This is a genomic window from Centipeda periodontii DSM 2778, from assembly GCF_000213975.1.
GTDB lineage: Bacteria > Bacillota > Negativicutes > Selenomonadales > Selenomonadaceae > Centipeda > Centipeda periodontii.
This window is the reverse complement of the sequence record NZ_GL892076.1, coordinates 16,517-37,322: the sequence shown is the minus strand read 5'-3', so window position 1 is coordinate 37,322 and position 20,806 is coordinate 16,517. Positions and strand designations below refer to the sequence as shown.

Genomic DNA, 20,806 nt, shown 5'->3' with positions numbered 1-20,806 from the left:
CATGCACGGCGTATCTCTCCTCTACGGCTTTGACCTGATGAAGCGAAGCAGCGATGAGCTCATTGCCACCGTCACCCGAGCGGCGATTAGCGAACAGACCAAATCCTTTGTCGAAACCAGAGCAGGAGCGACCAGCTTCATCAACGGCGGCGCCGACCTTCTTGCGGGCGCGGGCATGACCTCCGCGAAGAAAGAGGGGAGCGGGGACAAAGACAAGGACGCACGGGGGTATCATCTCTGGGCAGCGATGGAGCAGAGCGGCATGACCGTCAAATCCGGCTCCTACAGCGACATGCAGGGCTATGGACTTGCCGTTGGGTGGACGAGAGAACTCGGCAGGAAAGGACATACCCTCCTCTTCAGCCCGTTTGTCGAATACGGCAGAGGCAAGTACGACTCGTACCTGGACGACGGCGTACACGGCAGCGGCAAGATCAGCTACCTCGGCGTCGGCGTCATGGGACGCGTGGAAAACGCACAGGGACTCTGGGCAGAGGCGGCACTGCACGGCGGCAAGACACGCAGCGACTACAGCGGCTCGCTCTATACGGGGACGAGCTCGCACTACGACAGCTCGAACGCGTACTATGCGGCACATCTGGGCATTGGCAAAGAGATGAAGACCAACGAGAAGGATCGACTGAACACCTATCTGCGGTACTTCTGGTCGTACCAGTCGGGGATGCAGGCAAAAATCCATACGGGCGGACGGAATGCAAGCGTTGATGAATACGACTTCGGCGCAGTAAGCTCGAACCGTGTACGTCTTGGATTTACATATACGCACAAGGACAGTGACAAGAGCGAGATCTTCGCAGGACTTGCCTGGGAGTACGAACTGAGCGGGAAGGCAACGGCGTCGTACCAAGGGTACGACACACCGAGTCCGAGCCTTCGGGGCGGGAGCGGGATGCTCGAAGTGGGGTACCGCTTCGCACCGAAGGACAGCCGCTTCTCGTATGATCTGCGCTTCACGGGCTGGCAGGGCAAGCGTCAGGGCTACTCCGGCGGCGCACATGTGAACTGGGCGTTCTGACAAGCAGAATATAGAACGGGGCTGCCGCATGAAGTGAAACACTTCGTGCGGCAGCCCTTTTGTATCCTTGTCAAGGGCAGGCGAAAATGATAAAATAAAGCGGATAATATGAATGACTGAATGATCAGAGGAGAGCAAAATGCGTCTGAAGATCCGAATTCTTGATCAATATATCTTTCGGGAGGTCTTTATGTCCTTCCTCTTTGCCATCTGTGCGTTCTCGGCCGTCTTCATCGGCTCGGGCACGCTTTTTCGCATTGCACAGTACATCACGGACTACGGCGCGTCACTGCCGTCGATCATCAAGATCTTTGTGTTCAGTCTGCCCGGGGTTGTCATGTGGACGTTCCCCATGTCCATGCTGCTTGCGAGTCTCCTGACGTTCGGACGCCTGTCGTCCGCGAGCGAGATCACGGCGATGAAGTCCTGCGGCATTGGTTTCGGACGCATTGCCGCACCTGCGATCCTGCTTGGTTTCGTCGTGAGCGTCGGCGCGATCCTCTTCAATGAGCACGTTGTACCGCGTGCGAATACAGCGTACCGCAACGTCATCTACTACGAGATTGAGGGCAACTCCGGCATGAAATCGCAGGAGCATCTCATTATCAAGGAAATCACGGACGGAAAGATCCAGCGTCTTGTCTACGCACGCTCCTACGACGCGGAGCGGCAGCGTCTGACGGGAGTCAGTCTGCAGGTCTTTGATGCGGCCGGCAAGGTGACACACGTCGAGAATGCGGAATACGCGGAATGGACGGGTTCTGAGTGGATCATGCACAAGGGAGATGTCTATGAGATCGCGGATGAACGCCTTGAGCGCCGCATGCGCTTTGAAACACAGGTGCTTCCCGTGCAGAAGGATCCGCGCCAGATCATCCGCGAGCAGAAGAATCCCGAGGAGATGACGATGCGTGAGCTGCGTCATCAGATTGCACTCATGCAGACACAGTATGTCAATACGACGAAGCTTGAGACAGAGCTCTATCAGCGCATTTCGATTCCGATGGCAAGCCTGATCTTCACGCTGATCGGTGTACCGCTCGGGCTGCAGCCGACGCGCAACTCTTCGTCGGCGGGCTTTGCGATGAGTGTCATCATCATCTTTATCTACTACGCACTGATGATGATGGGCAATGCGTTTGCACGCGGCGAGGTGCTGCCGGCGCTGCCGGCGGTCTGGCTGCCAAACATTGTCGGTGTCATTGCGGGCGGGATTCTCCTGCGCCGCGCTTCGCAATAATTTTCACAGGATATATGTTTGCAAACAGAAAGGGGTGACACGCTCTATGTACGGTATTACACTGATTTTTGTTCTCGCTGTCGTCGGCGGTGTCATCGCCTTTATCGGCGACCGTCTCGGCACGCGCATAGGGAAAAAGAAACTTTCCATTTTTGGACTGCGCCCACGTCATACGGCGGTCATCGTTACGATCTTTACGGGCATCTGTATCACGACGGTGACGTTCGGAATCATGGCGGCAGTGTCTGAGAATGTGCGCACGGCGCTCTTTGGCATGGATCGGCTGAACGCTATGATTGCTGAGACAACTGCAGCACTGGACTTTACCTCGGGTGAACTTACGCGTGCAAAGAGTGCGCAGGAACAGGCGAGCGGCGATCTCAAAAAATCTGAGGATGAGATTGCGCGCCTCAAAGGAGAGCAGGATGATCTGCGGGCTGAGTCCGAGCGCCTCTCGGCAGGGAACCGCGCCCTCATGATGGAAAAGGAGGGGCTCGTTTCTCTCAATGGGCAGCTCTCCGGTGAAAATGAGACCTTGCTTGCGGATATTCGGACGCTTGGCGTTCGCGCAAACGAGCTGCGCGAGAACATCCTGAATCTGCGCGAAGGGAATATCGTCTATCAGGCAGGGGAGATCATCGCAAGCGGAACAATTCCGGCAGGGCTCAGTCATGATGAGATCGAACGCGGGTTGGCGGGGATCGCCCAACTGGGTACGCGCAATATCTCGGCACGGCTCGGTGAGAACCATACGGATCAGGACATCTGGATCTATGGGCCTGAGTATGACGCCGCTGTGCATACGATTGAGGAGAGCTCCGTGGATATGATCGTGCGCATCGTGGCGGCGGGAAATCTCGTGCGCGGCGATGAGATCCGCGCCTCCATCGAGCTCTATCCGAACCGCATCATCTATCATGATGGGGAGCTCATCATCGCGCGTGTCTATGCCTCCGAGGGGGTCGGAGGTGCGGCAGAGCAGACCATCATGGCGTTCCTGCGCGAGGCCAACGCGGCGGCGTCGGCAAAGGGGATCCTCCCCGACCCGATTCGCGGAACGGTCGGCGTCATCGAGGGGGCGGAATTCTACGGGCTTGTGCAGGAACTCGCGGGGCATACGGATCCGGTCGTCATCTCTGCGTATGCGGACGGCGATACGGACGCGATGGGCCCCCTGCGGCTGAAATTTAAGATCGAGAGTGAACATGAGGGCGGGACATGAGCTGCCCTGTTTTAGCAATTGATCCCGGCCGTGAGAAATGCGGTGTCGCCGTCCTCGCGACGGACGGCAGAATTCTCGTGCAGGAGGTCGTGGTGACGGCGGAGCTCGATGCGGTCGTTGGTGCGCTCATTGCGGCGTATACACCGATCGTTATTATGGGCAACGGAACGACGAGCGCGGCGGCGAAAGCGCGGGTGGAGGCACTTGGATATGAGGTTATCCTTGTCGATGAGTACCGCACAACGGATGCGGCAAAACGCGCCTATTGGGAGGCCCATCCGCCCCGCGGCTGGCGGCGGCTTGTGCCGCGCGGCATGCTAGTGCCGCCCGTACCAGTCGATGATTTCGTTGCCGTGATCCTCGCGCAGAGGTTCCTGCAAATTGTTTGATTGACAGAGTCCCTGTCCTGCGGTAAGATGATTAGAAATGTGTTTGCGGATACCTCTACTAAGGAGAGCAATGTTTCATGCCCGATAATGTCTTAGCATTTATGATCGCGCTCGGTATGGCGCTCATACTGACGCCTGTGGTCATTGCCTTTGCGCGCCGTACGGGTGCGCTCGACAAGCCCGACGCACGCAAGGTGCATGTCCGTCCCATCCCGCGCATCGGCGGCATCGGGATCTATGCCGCATTTATGGTGTCGATCCTCGTGCAGCTTGTCTTTGTCGAGCTCACGCCCGAGTTCATGATGAGCCTGATCGGGCTCATGGTTGGCGGAACGATCATCGTTGCCATCGGCATCATCGACGACTACTGCGATCTGCCGGCAAAGGTGAAGCTGCTTGGGCAGATCCTTGCGGCGGTGGTGCTCGTCGTCGGCTTTGATGTGCGCATCGACTTTATCACCGACCCGCTTGGCGATTTTATTTATCTTGAACTCTTTGCGATTCCCGCGACGATCTTCTGGATTGTGGGGCTGACAAACACCGTCAACCTCATCGACGGACTGGATGGGCTGGCAGCAGGGGTTTCCTCCATCGCCGCCATCACGATCTTCCTCGTGGCGATGGAGGAGGGCATTCCCTTTGTCGCGATGGTGACGGCGGCGCTCGCAGGCGCGGCGGTCGGCTTCCTCTATTACAACTTCAATCCAGCACGCATCTTCATGGGCGATACGGGCAGTATGTTCCTCGGTTTTATGCTGGCAGGGATATCGGTGGTTGGTGCCGTGAAGAGCGCCGCGACGATTGCACTCATCGTGCCGATCCTCGCGCTCGGGCTTCCGATTCTCGATACCACGTTTGCCATTGTGCGCCGCATGCGCAACCATCGCCCGATCTTCAAGCCGGATAAGGGACATCTCCACCATCGCTTGCTCGCACACGGCTTTACGCAGAAACAGGCAGTGCTGCTCATGTATGTTGTGAGCGCGCTCTTCGGGCTATGCGCTCTTGCCCTCACGGCGGTCAGCATGCAGGCGGCGATCCTCATCATCCTGATCGTCGCGGCGGTGGTCTTCATCGGTGCACGCAAGCTGGGCATCCTGCAGATGGATGTACCACAGCAGAAATGAAGAAACAGCCTTCCCCGTTGTCACGGGGGCGGGGGACCGCGTAAGCGGTGGAAGGGACACTAAAAATCTGCTTCATAAAGAGAGGAGCACGGACAGAATGACCGGCAAAATCAAAGTCATGTCGATCTTTGGCACGCGGCCGGAGGCGATCAAGATGGCACCTGTTGTTATGGAGCTCATGCGTCACGGTGACGAGATCGAAACGCGGACGCTCGTTACGGCGCAACACCGTGAAATGCTCGATCAGGTACTGCACCTCTTCCGCATCGTTCCCGACTATGACCTCAACATCATGGCGGCGGGGCAGACGCTCTTTGACATCACTACGCGCGCCTTGCATGGTATTGACGAGGTGTTTCGGCAGGAGCGTCCCGACCTCGTGCTCGTCCACGGCGATACGACGACCACCTTTGCCGGTGCGCTTGCTGCGTACTACCACCAGATTCCCGTCGGACACGTCGAGGCTGGCCTGCGTACACACGACATCTACTCGCCGTTCCCCGAGGAGATGAACCGCCGCCTTACGGGCGGCATCGCGACCCTGCATTTTGCACCGACGCCGACCGCGCACGCGAATCTCCTCGCCGAGGGGATTCCAGAGGCGCACATCTTCGTCACGGGGAACACCGTCATCGACGCACTGCACCATACCGTGCGTCCCGACTATGTACTCCCCGCAGAGCTTGGGGGTGTGGACTTCGAAAATCATCGCGTCCTCCTCGTTACGACGCATCGGCGCGAGAATCTTGGAGAACCGATGCGCCACGTCTATCGAGCGATTCGCGACATCATTGAGGAACTGGATGATGTGGAGGTCATCTTCCCCGTGCACCGCAATCCAAAGGTGCGTGAGATTGTTCGCGAGGAGCTCGGCGGACTCGCACGTGTCCACCTCATCGATCCGCTTGACTATGAGCCGTTTGCGAATCTCATGGCGCGCGTTGATATCGTGCTTACGGACTCGGGCGGCATCCAGGAGGAAGCTCCGTCGCTCGGCAAGCCCGTCCTCGTCCTGCGTGACACGACGGAGCGCCCCGAGGCGGTCACAGCGGGAACGGTACGCCTGATTGGTACGGATGAGCAGCGCGTCTATGAGGAAACGATGCGTCTCCTCACCGAGCCGACCGCCTATACGCATATGGCAGAGGCGGTGAATCCATATGGCGACGGGAAGGCGGCACGACGCACCGTCGAGGCAATCCTCTACCACGCAGGACACACGCAGACGAAGCCGGAGCCGTTTCAGAGCGTATAAGCAGCGTTCATGATGTGGGGGAGAAGACTATGGAGCAGAAAAAAACGCCGCCTCCATCGGGCATGGCGGAGGCGCTGCGCGCCTTTGGACTCCTCTCGGGCGTCGGCATCTACTTCGTTGTCTTCCTTGGCATCTTCATCTTCCTCGGCAAATGCGCCGACGACTTTCTCGGTACGGGGCATACCTGCACCATCGTGGGCATCGTCCTCGGCTTCCCCGCCGCGATCTATTCGCTCTATCGACAGCTGAAATATTATAAAATAGTTTGAATGGCTTGTTGCCGTGCGTTTCAAAGCGTACGGCTTTTTTTGTGCGTGAAAATGAGTGCTTTGCAGGGGAGAGAGGGCAAAAAGTTCATATTTTATATTTATGATTTCAATTATATAATAATGGAAAAAGAATGATTCTTCAGAAGGGAGGAGGTTTTGTGCTGAATGTTCGATGCCGAAAGATTCTTGCCGATCTGCTGAATGCTCCTTATCCTATCCCTACAGAGATATTGATGGAAAAATACGACGTCAGTGAGCGCAGCATCAAATACGATATCGGGAAGCTGCGTGCATATCTGGCAGAGAATGCGCCGGATGTCACGCTCGCATATCAGGCACGGCGCGGATTCTCCTTTGAGGCAAAGCCCGATGCCCTGTATGCATTTCAACAAAAGATGGATGTGGAACTTCAAAAACCGTCGGCCTTCTCAAGTGAACGCATCCGCCATATAGTCTTCACAATGCTCCTTACCCGGGATTATATTACGCTGCAATCCATGGCAGATGTACTGCAAGTAAGCAAGGATACCGTGCTACGGGACATGGAGGCGGTTGACGCATTTTTTACAGCATGGAACATCCATGTCGAGCGGCGGGCACATCGTGGACTTCGTCTGGTGACGACAGAGTCGAAGAGGCGTCAGGCAATTGCCTATTTCATTCTGTCTGGGTTCGAGCTGCCGGATATGGAGAAGACAATTGCACAGTTTTGGCATGGTGCAGACGCCAAGACCTTGCAGACGACCATTTGTTGCTATCTGATGACGGAAGAAGAGTTCTCCCGACTCTATCGGGGCTGTCGCATTATTTTGCGTGAAATGCGGGCTGGGCGAGAGAACTTGCAGGCAAAGGAACTCTTGGAACTCTTTGTGCGCATTTGTGTTTCCTTTCATGCCGTGCGGAGCGGTAACGTGATTGAATCAACCGGAGATGGGGTGCACTGGAACTCAGATTTGCGGACAAGATTGGATCACCGGCTGGAGGAACTTTTCGCTGCCTTTGATCTCACGATCACACGGGATGAACTGGACTGGCTTGCACTGCCCCTTGCACATACATATGCCGCAGGTGAGAATTTCCCGGTGGAGGGGCTCGTGCGGCAGCTGATCCGGCGGACAAGCGAGGTTATGGATGTGCCGTTTGAAACGGACGGGGAGCTCTATGAGAATCTGCTCCTGCACATGCGGCGCATTCTGATCAAGAAACAGTCGTATGCGATCAATGTGAATCCGCTGATCGATGATATCCGCAGGCGCTTTGGCGGGCTCTTCGAAACGGTGAAGCAGGTCTGCTATGATCTGTTTGATGCCTCCCACATCTATCTGCACGATGGGGACATCTCCTACATCGTACTCTATTTCCGGCTAAGTTATGAAACGCTGTTTGGAAAAACGTATGTGCGCACCCTTGTTGTGTGCAGTTCGGGTATCTCGTCGGCCAAGCTGCTCATGAAGCAGCTGCAGAATACGTTTGATGTGCTACAGATCGTCGGTTGCTGCTCCATCGCGGAGGTTGAGCGTGTTGTTGCGGAGAACCCTGTGGAGCTTATTATCAGTGTTCTCCCTCTGCAGAGTCATCTCCCCTGCGTCGTCGTGCAGGCAATCCTGCAGAAGCAGGATGTAGAAAAAATTCGTGCGACGCTGGCAGAATTTCGGGTTGTATCAAAGGCACGAGAATGCACTCTGCAAAAATCAAGTCCAGTACGAACGAACGAAATGCAGATCTATCATCAGTTTGCCGAAGAAGTAATCTGCAGCGGATTCAATCTGTTTGGTCAGGTGATGGAGGCTGCCGGGCGGCGTCTTGCACCGCAGCGGGAGAAAGGACTCCTGCTACACTGCCTCCTTGCCGTCAACCGATTCGCGGGCGGAGCAGCATATGCCGGGCTTCTTCCGTCGAGAATGTATGGCGGGGAGATGGCGGATCTTGCGACAGATATTCGCAACGTACTTCGAGAATATGCTCCGAAGGTGCCAGACAGCGAGGTGGAGGCAATTTTGAATTATTTTGCGGAAGCGGAGGGATGAATGGTGGAAAAAATGGATTTGCTGCTCGTTGGCGGGCATGTATTGGATCCCTATACAGGGCGTGATGGAAGATATGATATCGGTATCAAGGGCGGGCGGGTTGCCGGGCTCTATCCGGGCGGTGGGATTCTGCCGGCGGCAGCGGAAGTGATTGATATCGATGGCGATTATCTCAGTCCCGGGTGGATCGATCTCCATGTCCATGTCGCCGATGGTGCGGTCATCGGTATTGATGCGGATACGGTGGGTGTGCGCCAAGGGGTGACGACCATTGTCGATGCAGGGAGTACGGGATCGCGAACCTTTCCCGGCTTTGTGGAACATGTCATCAGCAAGGCGAAGACGCGTGTCCTTGCGTGGCTCAATGTCTCGCGTGCAGGGCTCTTTGACGGATTATCGGAGCTTGCCGATTTGAGTGAGATCGATGAGGAAGAGACGCTGCGTCTCATTGCGGAGAACGCATCCATACGCGGCATCAAGGTGCGTATGAGCAGTTCGGTTGTAAAGGGCACGGATGTCGAGGGGCTGCGGCGTGCCAAGACGATTGCAGCAAAAGCGGAAGTTCCCGTCTTCGTTCACATCGGGAATCAGCCACCGAAGCTGACGGATGTACTCGATCTGCTCGGCGCAGGTGATGTCGTGACGCATATCTTTCACGGAAAGCCCGGCGGCTGCCTGAACGAGCGGGAGGAAATCCTGCCGCAGCTGCAGGCGGCTCTCCGACGCGGCGTCTATATCGATCTCGGGCACGGCACGGAGAGCTGTAGCTTTCACCGTATGCGGCAGGCGCATGCGCGCGGGCTCATGGTCGATACGATCAGCACGGATCTCTACAGTCGGAACTACGAGGCTCCGGTGCGAAGCCTTTCCGATACGATGGAGAAGTGCATGGCGCTCGGCATGACACTACATGAGGTAATCGCCGCAGTCACCGCGCGACCGGCAGCGATCCTGCGCATGCCCCAGATCGGCAGTCTGCGCGCCGGTTCTGTCGCCGATCTCACGCGTTTTGCCGTGTGTGATGAGGTGCGGGAATACGTCGATGCCGAGGACTGCAGGATATGCGGACATCAGACACTTGATGTAAAAGGTGTCGTGCGTGAAGGGAGTGTCACTCTGTTATGAGCGATGAGATCTGGCAGGAGATCCTAGAGGCGGAGCGTCAAAGCTGCAATTCAGAGCAGCGATTGCAGCAGGGACTTGCGGCGATTGCGGCTGCACTGGGAGACATTGCCATCCCGCGGGAGCGTTGGCTTGCGATGGGGCACCATATGGCGGAGGTGGTCAACCGATCTGCACGCAAAGAGCAGCTGGAGGAGCTGGATGAGGACACCATGGCGCAGATCGATCCCGCCTGTGTAGAGCAGAGCCGCACGATCTTGTGGGAGCTTTCCGAGGAGGGGGACACAATGCGGCGCTCTTCTGAAGTAGTGCTGCTTGCAATCCATCTGCAGTGCGCTGCCGAGGGGTTCTGAATTTTAGAAAGGGGACTATGTCATGAGCAAGGTAAAAGTTGTTATCGGAGATCGTCTGGGCAAAGGACAGAAAGTTGCCGCAGGGGTCGAAGCTGCGGGGGGCGAGGCAATCCTCATCAAGGGGGTTGGTGCGGACATGAAGATCGGCGACACGATGAAGGAGCACGATGCTGATTTCGGCATCTCGTTCTGTGGGAGCGGCGGTGCGGGTGCCATCACGGCGAAGACGAAGCACGGATACGCCGTCGAGTTCGGTCTGCGGTCGATCGATGCCGGAGTCACTGCGATCAAGAACGGGGCACGTGTGGTCGGCTTTGGCTTCATGGATAAGGAAGAGCTGGGACAGCGCCTCGTGGAGGCATATCTCGACACGAAAGCAAAATAGGGAGGCGATGACAATGCTGTCGCATCGGGAGGAAACCCTGCTGCTGGAAGGACAGGGGGAAACGGAACGAGAGGCACTGCAGCACATTCTCGGGCAGGTCAAGCCGCGCCTTGAAGTACAGGGTGGTGAGATTCTTCTGCGGATCGAGCCGAGGGATATGAAAATCGTGGATGCTTCGATTCGCATTTATACAGAGAAGTTTATGGGAATCTTGTTTCCACGCGAGCGAAAGCTCTATACGATTCGCGCACAGGTCACTGTTTCCGTGTGCAGCGTTCTGCCCGGCAGCATTCCCTACCGCGAGGATCGGGAGAAACTGTCGGTAGCACGTCATGTTTTGGAGATGCGGTAAAAGGAGGTATGGTTCATGGATTTTGTTGAGATTTTGATAAAGTCCCTCGTGATCGGAGGTCTGATCGGCTTTGCCGTCGGTGCAGGTGCGGCACGCATGTTTCGTGCACCGCAGACACAGGGGATGGGAGCATTCCGTACCCTTGGAGAGCTCAATGCCTGTGAGGGGGATCCGATCGCGCATTTTTCCTTCGGACTTGGATTCTTGTTCAACTCGTGGGCGTCGATTGTCGGAGCGGGCGCATTTACACAGGACGTGGCGCATCGCATCATCCCCAACTGGGCGGCGGCATCGCTGCTTGCACGCAATCGAAATATTGAGGAGACATTGCACAGTCCCGCGCGTATGGCGATGGCGGGGGCAGTGGTCGGTGCGCTCGTCGTCGGCATCATGAACTCGACGGCGGTTGCAATCCCGCAGGCGCTCCAGCTCATCGCGACGAAGGTGCTCGTTCCGGCAGCGAACTGGCTCATCAACCTCGTCATGCCGATTGTGTTCTGGATGGCGGCGTTGGATGCGGGACGCAGGACGGGCGTATGGGCGACGGTGCTCGGCGGTCTGTCGCATCTCGTCATGGGCAATGCCGTTCCGGGTATTGTGCTCGGTATCCTCATCGGGCAGGGACTCGAGGACAGCGGATGGAATCATATCACGCGGATCTTGGTGGTCGCGGTCATCGCTCTCTTTGTCCTCAGCGGTTTCTTCCGCGAGTTCGATCTCAAGATGATGACACAGTTCTACATCGAAGTGCCGGAGAGCTGGAAGGCGTTCCACGCACTATTTAAGGCAGGAGTGTGATGAATATGGATCGCGAGGAAATGGAAATGACGGCGGAGAAACAAAATATCTGGTTTTCGGAAATGCTCTTCCCGCTCTTTACAGCATGTCTTGCGGCTGGCGTGTTCGCAGGGACGCATATGTACTATGTGCATCACATCGGTGCGTTCAATGAGATCGCAATCGTCGCAATGCTGCAGGCGGGTATCGAGGGGGCGGGGTATGGTGCAGCTGCTGCGTTCGGTGCGAGCTTTCTCTTCGCGCGTATTCTGGAAGGTCCGCTCGTCGGCATTCTGGATATTGGCGGATCCATCATGACGGGGGTCGGCATTGGGATTCCTGCCATTCTGCTCAGCATGGGGCTCATTGGACCGCTTGAGTCCTTCCCACTTGCCCTTGTCGTGGGCGGTGGCATCGGTGCGCTCATTGGCGGCGTCATCATCTTCATTCGCCGCTATACCGTGGCGGCGGGGAATTCGACCTTTGGCGCGGATATCATGATGGGGGCGGGCAACGCTTCCGGGCGCTATCTCGGTCCCCTGATTGTCATTGCAGCGGTATCGGCATCCATCCCTGTCGGAATTGGTGCATCGATCGGTGCTGCCATCTTTTACGCGTGGAAAAAACCGATCGCGGGTGGTGCGATTCTCGGTGCGATGCTGTTCGGATCGTTTTTCCCCATCATTTCGCAGTAGATATGAGGCAGAGATATGAGTATATTTGAACAGTACGGACCACGTCAGGTCATCAACGGCTGCGGCAAGATGACCGTGCTCGGTGCGAGTGCGGTCGCGCCTGCCGTTGCCGAGGCGATGGGACAGGCAGCGATGGACTATGTGGAGATCGAGGAGCTTTTGCCGGCGGCGGGACGCGCCATTGCGCGTGCAACGGGCGCAGAGGATGGATGCCCGACGTGCGGAGCTGCGGCCGGGATCGCAATCTCAGTGGCGGCGGTCATCAGTGGCACGAATGTCGATCTCATCGAGCGCCTCCCGGACAGCACGGGGCTACCACACGAGATCATCCTGCAAAAGGGACATGCCGTCAATTTCGGTGCGTCTATCACGCAGATGATTCGTCTCGGCGGCGGACACCCTGTCGAGGTCGGCTACGCCAATCTCGTCGCACCGGTGAATGTTGAGAACGCCATCAACGACCGGACAGCGGCGCTCCTCTATGTGCAATCGCATCATGCCGTGCAGAAGGGCATGGTTTCCCTAGCGGAGATGATCGAGATCGCCCACCGACATAATTTGCCGATCATTGTCGATGCGGCGGCGGAGGAAGATCTGCATAAATACATCGCGATGGGCGCCGATCTTGTCATCTACAGCGGTGGCAAGGCGCTCGAGGGCCCGACGTCGGGATTCATCTGCGGAACATCCTCACTTGCTGAGGCGTGCCGCAAACAATATCAGGGTATCGGACGCCCCATGAAGACCGGCAAGGAGAGCATCATCGGACTCCTCACGGCACTGCGTCGTTATGCGGATCGCACATCGGACGGCGATGGGCAGAAGGCACGCATGAATGCCCTTTTAGCGGCGCTGAAGGATGTCGCGGGCATCCGCGGAAGCATTGCACAGGACGAGGCGGGACGTGAGATCTACCGTGCGAAGCTCGTAATTGATGAGGCGGTGACGGGAATCTCCGCCACGTCGATCGCAAAGGAGCTCGAGCGCGGCAATCCTGCAATTCACACGCGCAACTATCGACTTGCGCAGGGAGAGATCTTCGTTGATCCGCGTCCGCTTCTTGCGGGGCAGGAGATGACGATTGCGGAGCGATTGAAAGAGATCGTCCGTATGGCAAAGGAGAAAAAATAACATGGCAGAAATCAAACTGAATATCCTCGCGGCAGATGTGAAGAACGCGAAGGAAATTGTCGATGCCGCAGAGGGCAAGGTCTACATCGGCGTCATGGTCAAGCCCTATCCGACCGTAGACGCTGCCGTCGCGTATGTCAATGAGATGCAGGAAGCGGGCGTACCCGTATCCGTCGGGCTCGGTGCGGCGGATCCTGCGATGTGGCGGCGCGTGGCTGAGACGGCGGTGCGCACAAAACCCGTGCATGTCAACCAAGTCTATCCGGGGGCGGGCTACACCGTTGCGGCGCTCCGTGCTGTCGGTGCAGAGCACTCAATGGTCAATGCCGTCATCCGTCCGAGTGGCACGGCGGGAAAGGTCTCCATCCTGACAGGACCCGAGACCTCGGCATTCGATGAATATGTCAGCTGCGCGGCGGCGGCAGCGGCGCTCAAGGAAATCGACATCCCCTCGGTGAAGTTCTATCCGATCGGCGGCGATCAGCATCTCGATGAAGTCGCCGCAATGGTGCGTGCTGCCGTTGCCGCAGGTGTCACCGTGTTCGAGCCGACGGGCGGCATCAACGGAGATAATGTTGAAGCGGTGGTAAAGACCTGCCTGGAGAATGGTGCGGAAATTATCATCCCGCATATCTACACGGCGTTTGTCGACAAGGAAACGGGGCGGACCGATCCGAAGCGTGTTAAGGATGCGCTCGATCGGCTGCATCGACTCCTTTGATTTAGAGAAGCACTGATAAATTCAGCACCATCATCTTGGCGCATCTTTTTTACCCGCACAACGCTTGCAAATCCTCCACAGAGCACCACTCTGCGTCCGATTTGCCTCCTCAATCGGACGAAAAAAACTACGCCAATCGTAAGGTCTATTTTATCAGTGCTTCCTATCATATTTCTCCACAACATTTGACAAAGAGCCTGATTTTGAAAACCATGGACTTACGCTTTGAGAAGCCGTATAATATAGGTCGAGATGTTTCTCTTATCTGTCGAAGGAGTTTTTCTATATGGACGAATTGTTTCGTAGCGTGCATGATTTTCTTGCCGACCCGGCTGCGCAGAGGGATGAATTTGACGCGAGTGATGCGCTGATCTGGGTGGATTGGGGCGATGAGGACGAGAGTGTTCTGTCCTATTTGAACGATGTTCTGCCGGAGAATGCACAGATTGACTACGAATGCACGGACGCAGAGGAGGAGCGCGGCTTTGATATCCTGCTGAAAAAGGATGGAGAGGTGCGCGTCATACCCTATGCGGCAGATGCTGCGGACAGGGATACGACACTGAAGGCTGCGCAGGAATACATCGCGCCCGCATATGCAATTCGCTGGTATATGGGCTCGCTCGGCAGTGATACGCTTGCGTTTGTCGTTTTCCCTGCATCGCAGTGGGAAAAGCTGGAGCGGGAATTTGGCGCGGAGCAGGTCGCCTATTACTTCGCGCCGATCGATGCGGACAGTCAGATGTTCGAGATGGATGTGGATGATGTTTTTGATCTGCTGGAGCAGAGGAAACAATAGCATAGAAGCTAAGGGAAGCACTGATAAATTCAGCGCCATCATCTTGACGCATCTTTTTTGCCCGCTTTTCGTCGGCAAATCCTCCACAGAGCACCACTCTGCGTCCGGTTTGCCTCCTCAATCGGACGAAAAAATCTACACCAATCTGACGGACTTCATTTTATCAGCGATTCCTAAGAAATCCACCTTGGTTGACGCCCAAGAGCAGAGACTTTCCAAGCAGAAGTTGTAATGGCTTCTGCTTTTTCCTTTTTGGTCTTGACAGAATGAAAAAAATAGAGTAATATACAAACATACTTTTTCGATATGTTTACTTTTATAAAATGATGATCAAAGGAGAATGGATTATGGCAAACGTTTATCAGTCGGTGACGGAGCTGATCGGGCATACGCCGCTGCTTGCAGCGAAGAATTTTGCAAAGGCACACGATCTTTCGGCAAATATTGTGGTGAAGCTCGAGTATTTCAATCCTGCGGGCTCGATAAAGGATCGCATTGCGATCGCGATGATTGAGCAGGCAGAAAAGGAAGGAAAGATCGCGCCGGGCGCGACACTGATCGAGCCGACGAGCGGCAATACGGGGATCGGGATTGCAGCCGTTGCGGCGGCACGCGGCTATCATGCCATCCTCACAATGCCGGAGACGATGAGCGTAGAGCGCCGCAACCTGCTCAAGGCATACGGTGCTGAGATTGTGCTGACGGACGGATCGCAGGGCATGAAGGGTGCGATCGCACGTGCCGAACAGCTGCAGAAGGAGATTCCGAATTCGTTCATCCCCTCGCAGTTCGAGAATCCGGCGAATCCGGCAGTGCACGAGCATACGACGGGACCAGAGATTTGGGAAGATACGGACGGGAATGTCGATGCGTTTGTCGCCGGTGTCGGCACAGGCGGAACGGTGTCCGGCGTCGGGCGCTACCTCAAGAGCAAGAATTCCTCCATTCATGTCGTTGCTGTTGAGCCGACCGATTCCCCCGTGCTCTCGGGCGGCAAGCCGGGACCGCACAAGATTCAGGGGATCGGTGCGGGCTTTATCCCTGCAACTCTCGATACGAAAGTCTATGACGAAATCATTCAGGTGAAGAATGAGGATGCCTTTGCCTACGGCAGAGAGTTTGCACGCCGCGAGGGCGCGCTTGTCGGCATCTCCTCCGGCGCCGCGCTGGCTGCAGCATCAGAGCTTGCGCGCCGTCCGGATTTTGCGGGCAAGACGATCGTCGTCCTGCTCCCCGACGGCGGCGATCGCTACCTCTCCACGGATCTGTTTCAGGATAAGTAAATAACGCAGTATCAGTGATATCGCAGGATCTCTCCAATCGGGGAGGTCTTGTTTTTTACATCATTATGGTGTAAAGTTACGAAGATGAAGGATGATGTACTACGTGGAAAAGTTCAAACCAAGTCATGATTTGGAACGGTTCAAGGAGTTTACACTGTTATCGTTCAAGGAAAAGTAATGACATTTACAACAATTTATAGGAGATGATGTTATGAAAATGAGAGAGGTCGAGGAAATTATTACCAGTTGTGAGACGGGCGAAGAACTGCATCGTGATGTCAGACCCATGACACTGAGTTACCGTGGAGAGAGTATCACCGTAGATATGCCCGGTTGGTATTCGGCAGATGGAGAAACGAGTGAACATTCTCAGGAGGATAAGAAGTATTCAGATCAAGCCTTGAATACGTTGAAGGCACGCGTGGAAGGACTTCCGCTCCCCACAGAAATCCGCTCCATTCGGAAGAAATTCCGACTGACGCAGGAGCAGGCGGGCACGATCCTCGGCGGTGGGGCACGCGCGTTTCAGAAGTATGAGTCGGGGGAGGTCCTGCCAAGCCGGACGATGGCAAATCTCCTGCTGATCTTGCAGGAATACCCGCAGGGGCTTGAAACCCCGCGCGCACGGCGCAAAGAGTTGGAAAAAATCCCTAACACGTAATCGGATCACAAACGCAAACGAGGCACGACGGCGAAAATGCTGTCGTGCCTCGTTTTATGTGCGCGTATTCAGTTGAATGCCTGCGCGAGGTTTTTCAGTCCCATTTCGAGTGTTGACCACGGGCAGGCGATGTTGATGCGCTGGAAGCCGCTGCCGCCCGCACCGAAGATGGGGCCGTCGTCGAGCCAGAGATGAGCCTCATGGATGATCTTTTCGTTGAGCGCTTCGTCCGAGAGTCCGTAGGCGCGGAAGTCGAGCCAGAGGAGATAGGTTCCTTCGGGGGCGATGATCTGTACCTTCGGCAGATGTGCAGTGAGGAAACTCTTGGTACGTGCGTGATTCTCCTCGATGTAGGCGAGTAGCTGCGTGAGCCACTCTGTGCCGTGTTCGTATGCCGCCTTTGCACCGGCAAGTCCGAGCGTATTCGGTTCGTCATAGCCGGTGCGGCTGAGTTCCTCCTTGAAGCGGCGGCGCAGATCTTTATCACAGATGAAGATGTTGGAGATCTGCAGTCCCGCAAGGTTGAATGTCTTGCTCGGTGAGGTGCAGGTGACGGTGATCGCCGCTGCCTCCTCTGAAAGCGAGGCGAACGGGATGTGACGGAAGCCGGGGCGCACGAACTCCTCGTGAATCTCGTCTGCAACGACGATGACGTCGTGACGCAGGCAGATGGCGGCGATCTGCTCGAGCTCTGCACGCGTCCAGACGCGCCCGACGGGGTTGTGCGGGCTGCACAGGATGAAGAGTTTGACGCCGTGTTCGACGATCTTCTCCTCGAAGTCCTCGAAGTCGATCATATAGCGCCCTTCGATGAGATGCAGGGGATTGTCAACGATCACGCGCTCATTCTGTCGAATCATATTCGCAAAGGGGTAGTAGACGGGCTGCTGAATGAGCACCGCATCACCGTGCCTTGTAAAAGCGCGGATGGCTGTTGCGACAGCAAAGACGACGCCAGGCGTGATGACGAGATCGCTCCGCTCGATCTCCCAATCGTGCCGTGTGCGGAACCAGTTCTGAAGGACGTTAAAGTAGTCGTCTTTGATCTGTGTATAGCCGAAGATGCCGTGATCGGCGCGTGTCTTCAGTGCGTCAATGACGGGAACGGGGGCGCGGAAGTCCATGTCCGCGACCCAGAACGGCAGGATGTCCTTTGGGTAGCCGCGCTCGGCGGCGAAGTCGTATTTCAGACAGGAGGTGTTGCGGCGGTCGATGATTTCGTCAAAATTGATGTGCATATTTATTATCCTTCCTGAGTGGCTTTCTTGAGCGCTTGCTCCAAATCCTCCTTCAGATCCTCCACGTTCTCGAGTCCGACAGAGAGGCGGAGGAGGCGGTCATCGAGTCCCGTGCGTTTGATGAGGTCCTGCGGCATCTCGGCATGCGTCTGTACGATGGGATAGGTCAGCAGACTTTCAACGCCGCCGAGGCTCTCGGCAAAGGCGATGAGCCTCAGATGAGCGAGGACGTTCTGCGCGATCTCAGCTGTTTTCACCTTGAACGAGATCATGCCGCCGGAGCCCGTGCTCTGACTTTTCTGCAGTGCATACTGCGGATGATCGGGAAGCCCCGCATAGTAGACCTCCGTGACATCGGGGAGTGTGCGCAGCCACTCTGCGATGACGAGCGCACTCTCTGCCTGACGCTCGACGCGCACGCCGAGCGTCTTGAGACTGCGCAGCATGAGCCACGCATCCATCGGGGAGAGGTTCGGTCCCTCGGATTTGACGAGTAGTTCGATCTCCTTCGCAAGGTCGGAGTCTGCATCCTGCACGGCAAGGAAGCCGCAGATCACATCGTTGTGGCCGCAGAGATACTTTGTGCCGCTCTCGACGACGATGTCCGCGCCGAGTGCGAGCGGCTTTTGGAAATGTGGCGAGAGAAAGGTGTTGTCCGCAACGAGCAGCGCGCCGTATTCGTGGGCGATCTCTGCGAGAGCGCGGATGTCGGTGATGAACATCATCGGATTTGACGGTGTTTCGATGAATACGATCCTTGTTTCCTTCCGCATCTTTGCACGGACGAGTGCCGTGTCGCGCTGATCGATGTACTCGAACGCAATGCCGTAACGGCGATAGATATCATTCGCAAGACGTACGGTGCCGCCGTAGAGATCCTCGGGCAGCAGCACATGATCGCCGGGCTTGCAGAGTGCAAAGACGAGGTTGATCGCCGCCATGCCCGAGGAGAGCGCCCATGCACGCCCGCCGCCCTCAAGCAGGGCAATTGTCTGCTCGAGCGCCGTGCGCGTGGGGTTCGCAACGCGCCCGTAGTCGTAGCCCGTGCTCTGACGGAATGCGGGATGGCGGAATGTCGCGGACAGATAGACAGGGGTCGTGAGTGCGCCCGTCGCATCATATGTGTGACAGCCATGTACCTCGGCAGAGAAATCCTTCATAAAATATGTCCTCCCTCAAACCCATAATTCGATACCAATGTCACGCCATACAAACTCCACGCGAACACCTCGTTACGCAAACGGTCGTGCACTTATCTGCCTAAATACCTGCGGACTTCTTAGGAATCGCTGATAAAATGAAGTCCGTCAGATTGGCGTAGATTTTTTCGTCCGAACAAGGAGGCAAACCGGACGCATAGCCAAAGCTATGTGGAGGATTTGCCGACGAAGTGCGGGCAAAAAAGATGCGTCAAGATGGCGTGGCTGAATTTATCAGTGCTTCCCTTAAACGCGCTGCGCTTGAACGAAAGAAATCCGCAGGGGGCAGAACGTGCACTTTCCCCGCTTGCTTCACTAGGGTTCGCTTAGGAGTATTGTATGGCTGCTTTGCGTTTTTCTCATTATAAGCATGTTCTCTATTTCCTGTCAACAAGAAAATATATAAAACATACTTGACAACGATGTTATTTACGTGTATGATGTGCACACGAGTTTAGAAAAACATATATGCAAACAACATTATATCTTCCGAATGGAAAGAAGGGGACAATATGGCAATATCAAACAAAGAACTGGTACTGAATGCGATGGACCGTAAAGCAGTGGAGCGCGTGCCTGCGGGCTTTTGGTTCCACTTCCTCGACGATGAGATCCATGCGGATGCCTACACGCATCCGGAACTCGAGAAGAAGGTACTCGACGGCGAGATTCGCTACATCGAGGAGGCACAGCCCGACTTCGTCAAGATCATGACGGACGGCTTCTTCTCCTATCCGAATCCCATTGTGCAGAAGGCGCGCACGGCGGCAGAGCTCGCGAAGGTACAGCCGCTCCCCGACGATCATCCGTTTTTTGAGCGACAGGTCGCCTATGCAAAGGAAATCACGAAGCGTTACGGCAGCGACATCGCGACATTCTACAATATCTTCTGCGCGGGCACGACGATCAAATTCATGCAGCCGGGCACGCTCGCCGAGGATGAGGCGTTCCTCGCAGGGCTTGTGCGTGAGGATAAAGAAGCGGTAAAGCAGGCGTTTGCTGTGATCTCTGCGGATCTGGCGAGGCTTGCGCATCGCATCATCACGGAGGCGGGCGTGACGGGCATCTACTTCAGCCTGCAGAACCTCGTCGGCGAGGGCGCGGACCGCGCGCTCTATGAGGAGGTGTTCGCGCCGGGCGAGAAGGAGATTCTGCGCGTCGCGAATGCGGCAAGCTCCTACAACATCCTCCACATCTGCGGCTATGCGGGACACCGCAACGAACTCGACTGGTACAAGGACTATGACGCCAAGACGATCAACTGGGCGGCGGTGGTCGAGGGGGTACCGCTCGAGGAGGGACGCAGGATTTTCCCGCAGCACGCGTTGCTCGGCGGCTTCGGCAATCTGCCGACGGACATTCTCTATCGCGGCACGCGCGCGGAGGTGGAGGCGGAGACGCGGCGCATCCTCGCGGCGGCAGGACGCACGGGCGTCATTCTCGGCGCGGACTGCACGGTCCCGCGTGATATTGACCGGAAGCGATTTGACTGGGTACGCGGCGCAGCCCGCGAGGGATAAGGAGA

At 56.3% G+C, this 20,806-nt stretch carries 22 protein-coding genes; 20 read left to right on the top strand and 2 right to left on the bottom strand.

The annotated features are described in order from the left end of the window. From HMPREF9081_RS00215 to HMPREF9081_RS00125, 19 genes are all read left to right on the top strand, one after another. On the top strand, nt 1-1,036 hold a 1,036-nt coding region (locus HMPREF9081_RS00215), incomplete at its 5' end, for an autotransporter outer membrane beta-barrel domain-containing protein (RefSeq protein ID WP_006304854.1). A 139-nt stretch (nt 1,037-1,175) separates the two neighbouring features. Beyond that, nucleotides 1,176-2,276, top strand: a complete 1,101-nt coding sequence (locus HMPREF9081_RS00210; RefSeq protein ID WP_006304853.1) for an LptF/LptG family permease — start codon at nt 1,176-1,178, stop codon at nt 2,274-2,276. Between the two features lie 46 nt (nt 2,277-2,322). Next, nucleotides 2,323-3,498 carry a DUF3084 domain-containing protein gene (locus HMPREF9081_RS00205; protein ID WP_006304852.1) on the top strand — a complete coding sequence of 392 codons (1,176 nt, stop codon included), beginning with the start codon at nt 2,323-2,325 and terminating at the stop codon, nt 3,496-3,498. After that, a complete protein-coding gene (locus HMPREF9081_RS00200; RefSeq protein WP_006304851.1) occupies nt 3,495-3,887 on the top strand; it encodes a RuvC family protein in 393 nt (130 codons plus the stop codon). The genes HMPREF9081_RS00205 and HMPREF9081_RS00200 overlap by 4 nt, the downstream gene beginning before the upstream one ends. Nucleotides 3,888-3,964: 77 nt before the next feature. Further along, nucleotides 3,965-5,014 (top strand): glycosyltransferase family 4 protein, encoded by a 1,050-nt coding sequence (locus tag HMPREF9081_RS00195; RefSeq protein WP_006304850.1) that lies wholly within the window; start codon nt 3,965-3,967, stop codon nt 5,012-5,014. A gap of 97 nt (nt 5,015-5,111) precedes the next feature. After that, on the top strand, nt 5,112-6,269 hold the full coding sequence (gene wecB / locus HMPREF9081_RS00190; RefSeq protein ID WP_040394130.1) for a non-hydrolyzing UDP-N-acetylglucosamine 2-epimerase: 1,158 nt from the start codon (nt 5,112-5,114) through the stop codon (nt 6,267-6,269). Nucleotides 6,270-6,298: 29 nt separating this feature from the next. Beyond that, on the top strand, nt 6,299-6,538 hold the full coding sequence (locus HMPREF9081_RS00185; protein ID WP_006304848.1) for an AtpZ/AtpI family protein: 240 nt from the start codon (nt 6,299-6,301) through the stop codon (nt 6,536-6,538). Nucleotides 6,539-6,696: 158 nt separating this feature from the next. Further along, nucleotides 6,697-8,565: a BglG family transcription antiterminator gene (locus tag HMPREF9081_RS00180; RefSeq protein ID WP_167535606.1), complete on the top strand. Its 1,869-nt coding sequence runs from the start codon at nt 6,697-6,699 to the stop codon at nt 8,563-8,565. Further along, nucleotides 8,566-9,690 (top strand): amidohydrolase/deacetylase family metallohydrolase, encoded by a 1,125-nt coding sequence (locus HMPREF9081_RS00175; RefSeq protein WP_006304845.1) that lies wholly within the window; start codon nt 8,566-8,568, stop codon nt 9,688-9,690. After that, nucleotides 9,687-10,040 carry a hypothetical protein gene (locus tag HMPREF9081_RS00170; RefSeq protein ID WP_006304844.1) on the top strand — a complete coding sequence of 118 codons (354 nt, stop codon included), beginning with the start codon at nt 9,687-9,689 and terminating at the stop codon, nt 10,038-10,040. The genes HMPREF9081_RS00175 and HMPREF9081_RS00170 overlap by 4 nt, the downstream gene beginning before the upstream one ends. Nucleotides 10,041-10,062: 22 nt before the next feature. Beyond that, a complete protein-coding gene (locus HMPREF9081_RS00165) occupies nt 10,063-10,425 on the top strand; it encodes an SFCGS family glycine-rich protein (protein ID WP_006304843.1) in 363 nt (120 codons plus the stop codon). Between the two features lie 13 nt (nt 10,426-10,438). Continuing rightward, nucleotides 10,439-10,777: a DUF4312 family protein gene (locus HMPREF9081_RS00160; protein WP_040394127.1), complete on the top strand. Its 339-nt coding sequence runs from the start codon at nt 10,439-10,441 to the stop codon at nt 10,775-10,777. Nucleotides 10,778-10,792: 15 nt separating this feature from the next. Then, nucleotides 10,793-11,575 (top strand): DUF4311 domain-containing protein, encoded by a 783-nt coding sequence (locus tag HMPREF9081_RS00155; protein WP_006304841.1) that lies wholly within the window; start codon nt 10,793-10,795, stop codon nt 11,573-11,575. Nucleotides 11,576-11,580: 5 nt separating this feature from the next. Next, entirely contained in the window at nt 11,581-12,249 is a 669-nt protein-coding gene (locus tag HMPREF9081_RS00150) for a DUF4310 family protein (protein ID WP_280956271.1), read from the top strand. 15 nt (nt 12,250-12,264) lie between these two features. Beyond that, complete coding sequence (locus tag HMPREF9081_RS00145) at nt 12,265-13,380, top strand: DgaE family pyridoxal phosphate-dependent ammonia lyase (protein ID WP_006304839.1); 1,116 nt, start codon at nt 12,265-12,267, stop codon at nt 13,378-13,380. A 1-nt stretch (nt 13,381) separates the two neighbouring features. Further along, nucleotides 13,382-14,101, top strand: a complete 720-nt coding sequence (locus HMPREF9081_RS00140; protein WP_006304838.1) for a KDGP aldolase — start codon at nt 13,382-13,384, stop codon at nt 14,099-14,101. 286 nt (nt 14,102-14,387) lie between these two features. Beyond that, complete coding sequence (locus HMPREF9081_RS00135; RefSeq protein WP_006304837.1) at nt 14,388-14,900, top strand: hypothetical protein; 513 nt, start codon at nt 14,388-14,390, stop codon at nt 14,898-14,900. A 347-nt stretch (nt 14,901-15,247) separates the two neighbouring features. Beyond that, nucleotides 15,248-16,183 (top strand): cysteine synthase A, encoded by a 936-nt coding sequence (cysK, locus tag HMPREF9081_RS00130; protein WP_040394125.1) that lies wholly within the window; start codon nt 15,248-15,250, stop codon nt 16,181-16,183. Between the two features lie 211 nt (nt 16,184-16,394). Next, on the top strand, nt 16,395-16,844 hold the full coding sequence (locus HMPREF9081_RS00125; protein WP_006304835.1) for a type II toxin-antitoxin system MqsA family antitoxin: 450 nt from the start codon (nt 16,395-16,397) through the stop codon (nt 16,842-16,844). Nucleotides 16,845-16,912: 68 nt separating this feature from the next. Here HMPREF9081_RS00125 and HMPREF9081_RS00120 read toward each other — a convergent pair whose 3' ends face one another. Both HMPREF9081_RS00120 and HMPREF9081_RS00115 read right to left on the bottom strand, forming a co-directional pair. Then, the gene (locus tag HMPREF9081_RS00120) at nt 16,913-18,082 is read right to left on the bottom strand and encodes a MalY/PatB family protein (RefSeq protein ID WP_006304834.1); all 1,170 of its coding nucleotides are present in this window, start codon (nt 18,080-18,082) and stop codon (nt 16,913-16,915) included. A 5-nt stretch (nt 18,083-18,087) separates the two neighbouring features. Then, a complete protein-coding gene (locus tag HMPREF9081_RS00115) occupies nt 18,088-19,242 on the bottom strand; it encodes a trans-sulfuration enzyme family protein (RefSeq protein WP_006304833.1) in 1,155 nt (384 codons plus the stop codon). Between the two features lie 551 nt (nt 19,243-19,793). On the opposite strand from HMPREF9081_RS00115, the gene HMPREF9081_RS00110 reads away from it, so the two are divergent. Next, nucleotides 19,794-20,801 (top strand): uroporphyrinogen decarboxylase family protein, encoded by a 1,008-nt coding sequence (locus HMPREF9081_RS00110; RefSeq protein ID WP_006304832.1) that lies wholly within the window; start codon nt 19,794-19,796, stop codon nt 20,799-20,801. The last annotated feature ends 5 nt before the right edge of the window (nt 20,802-20,806 follow it).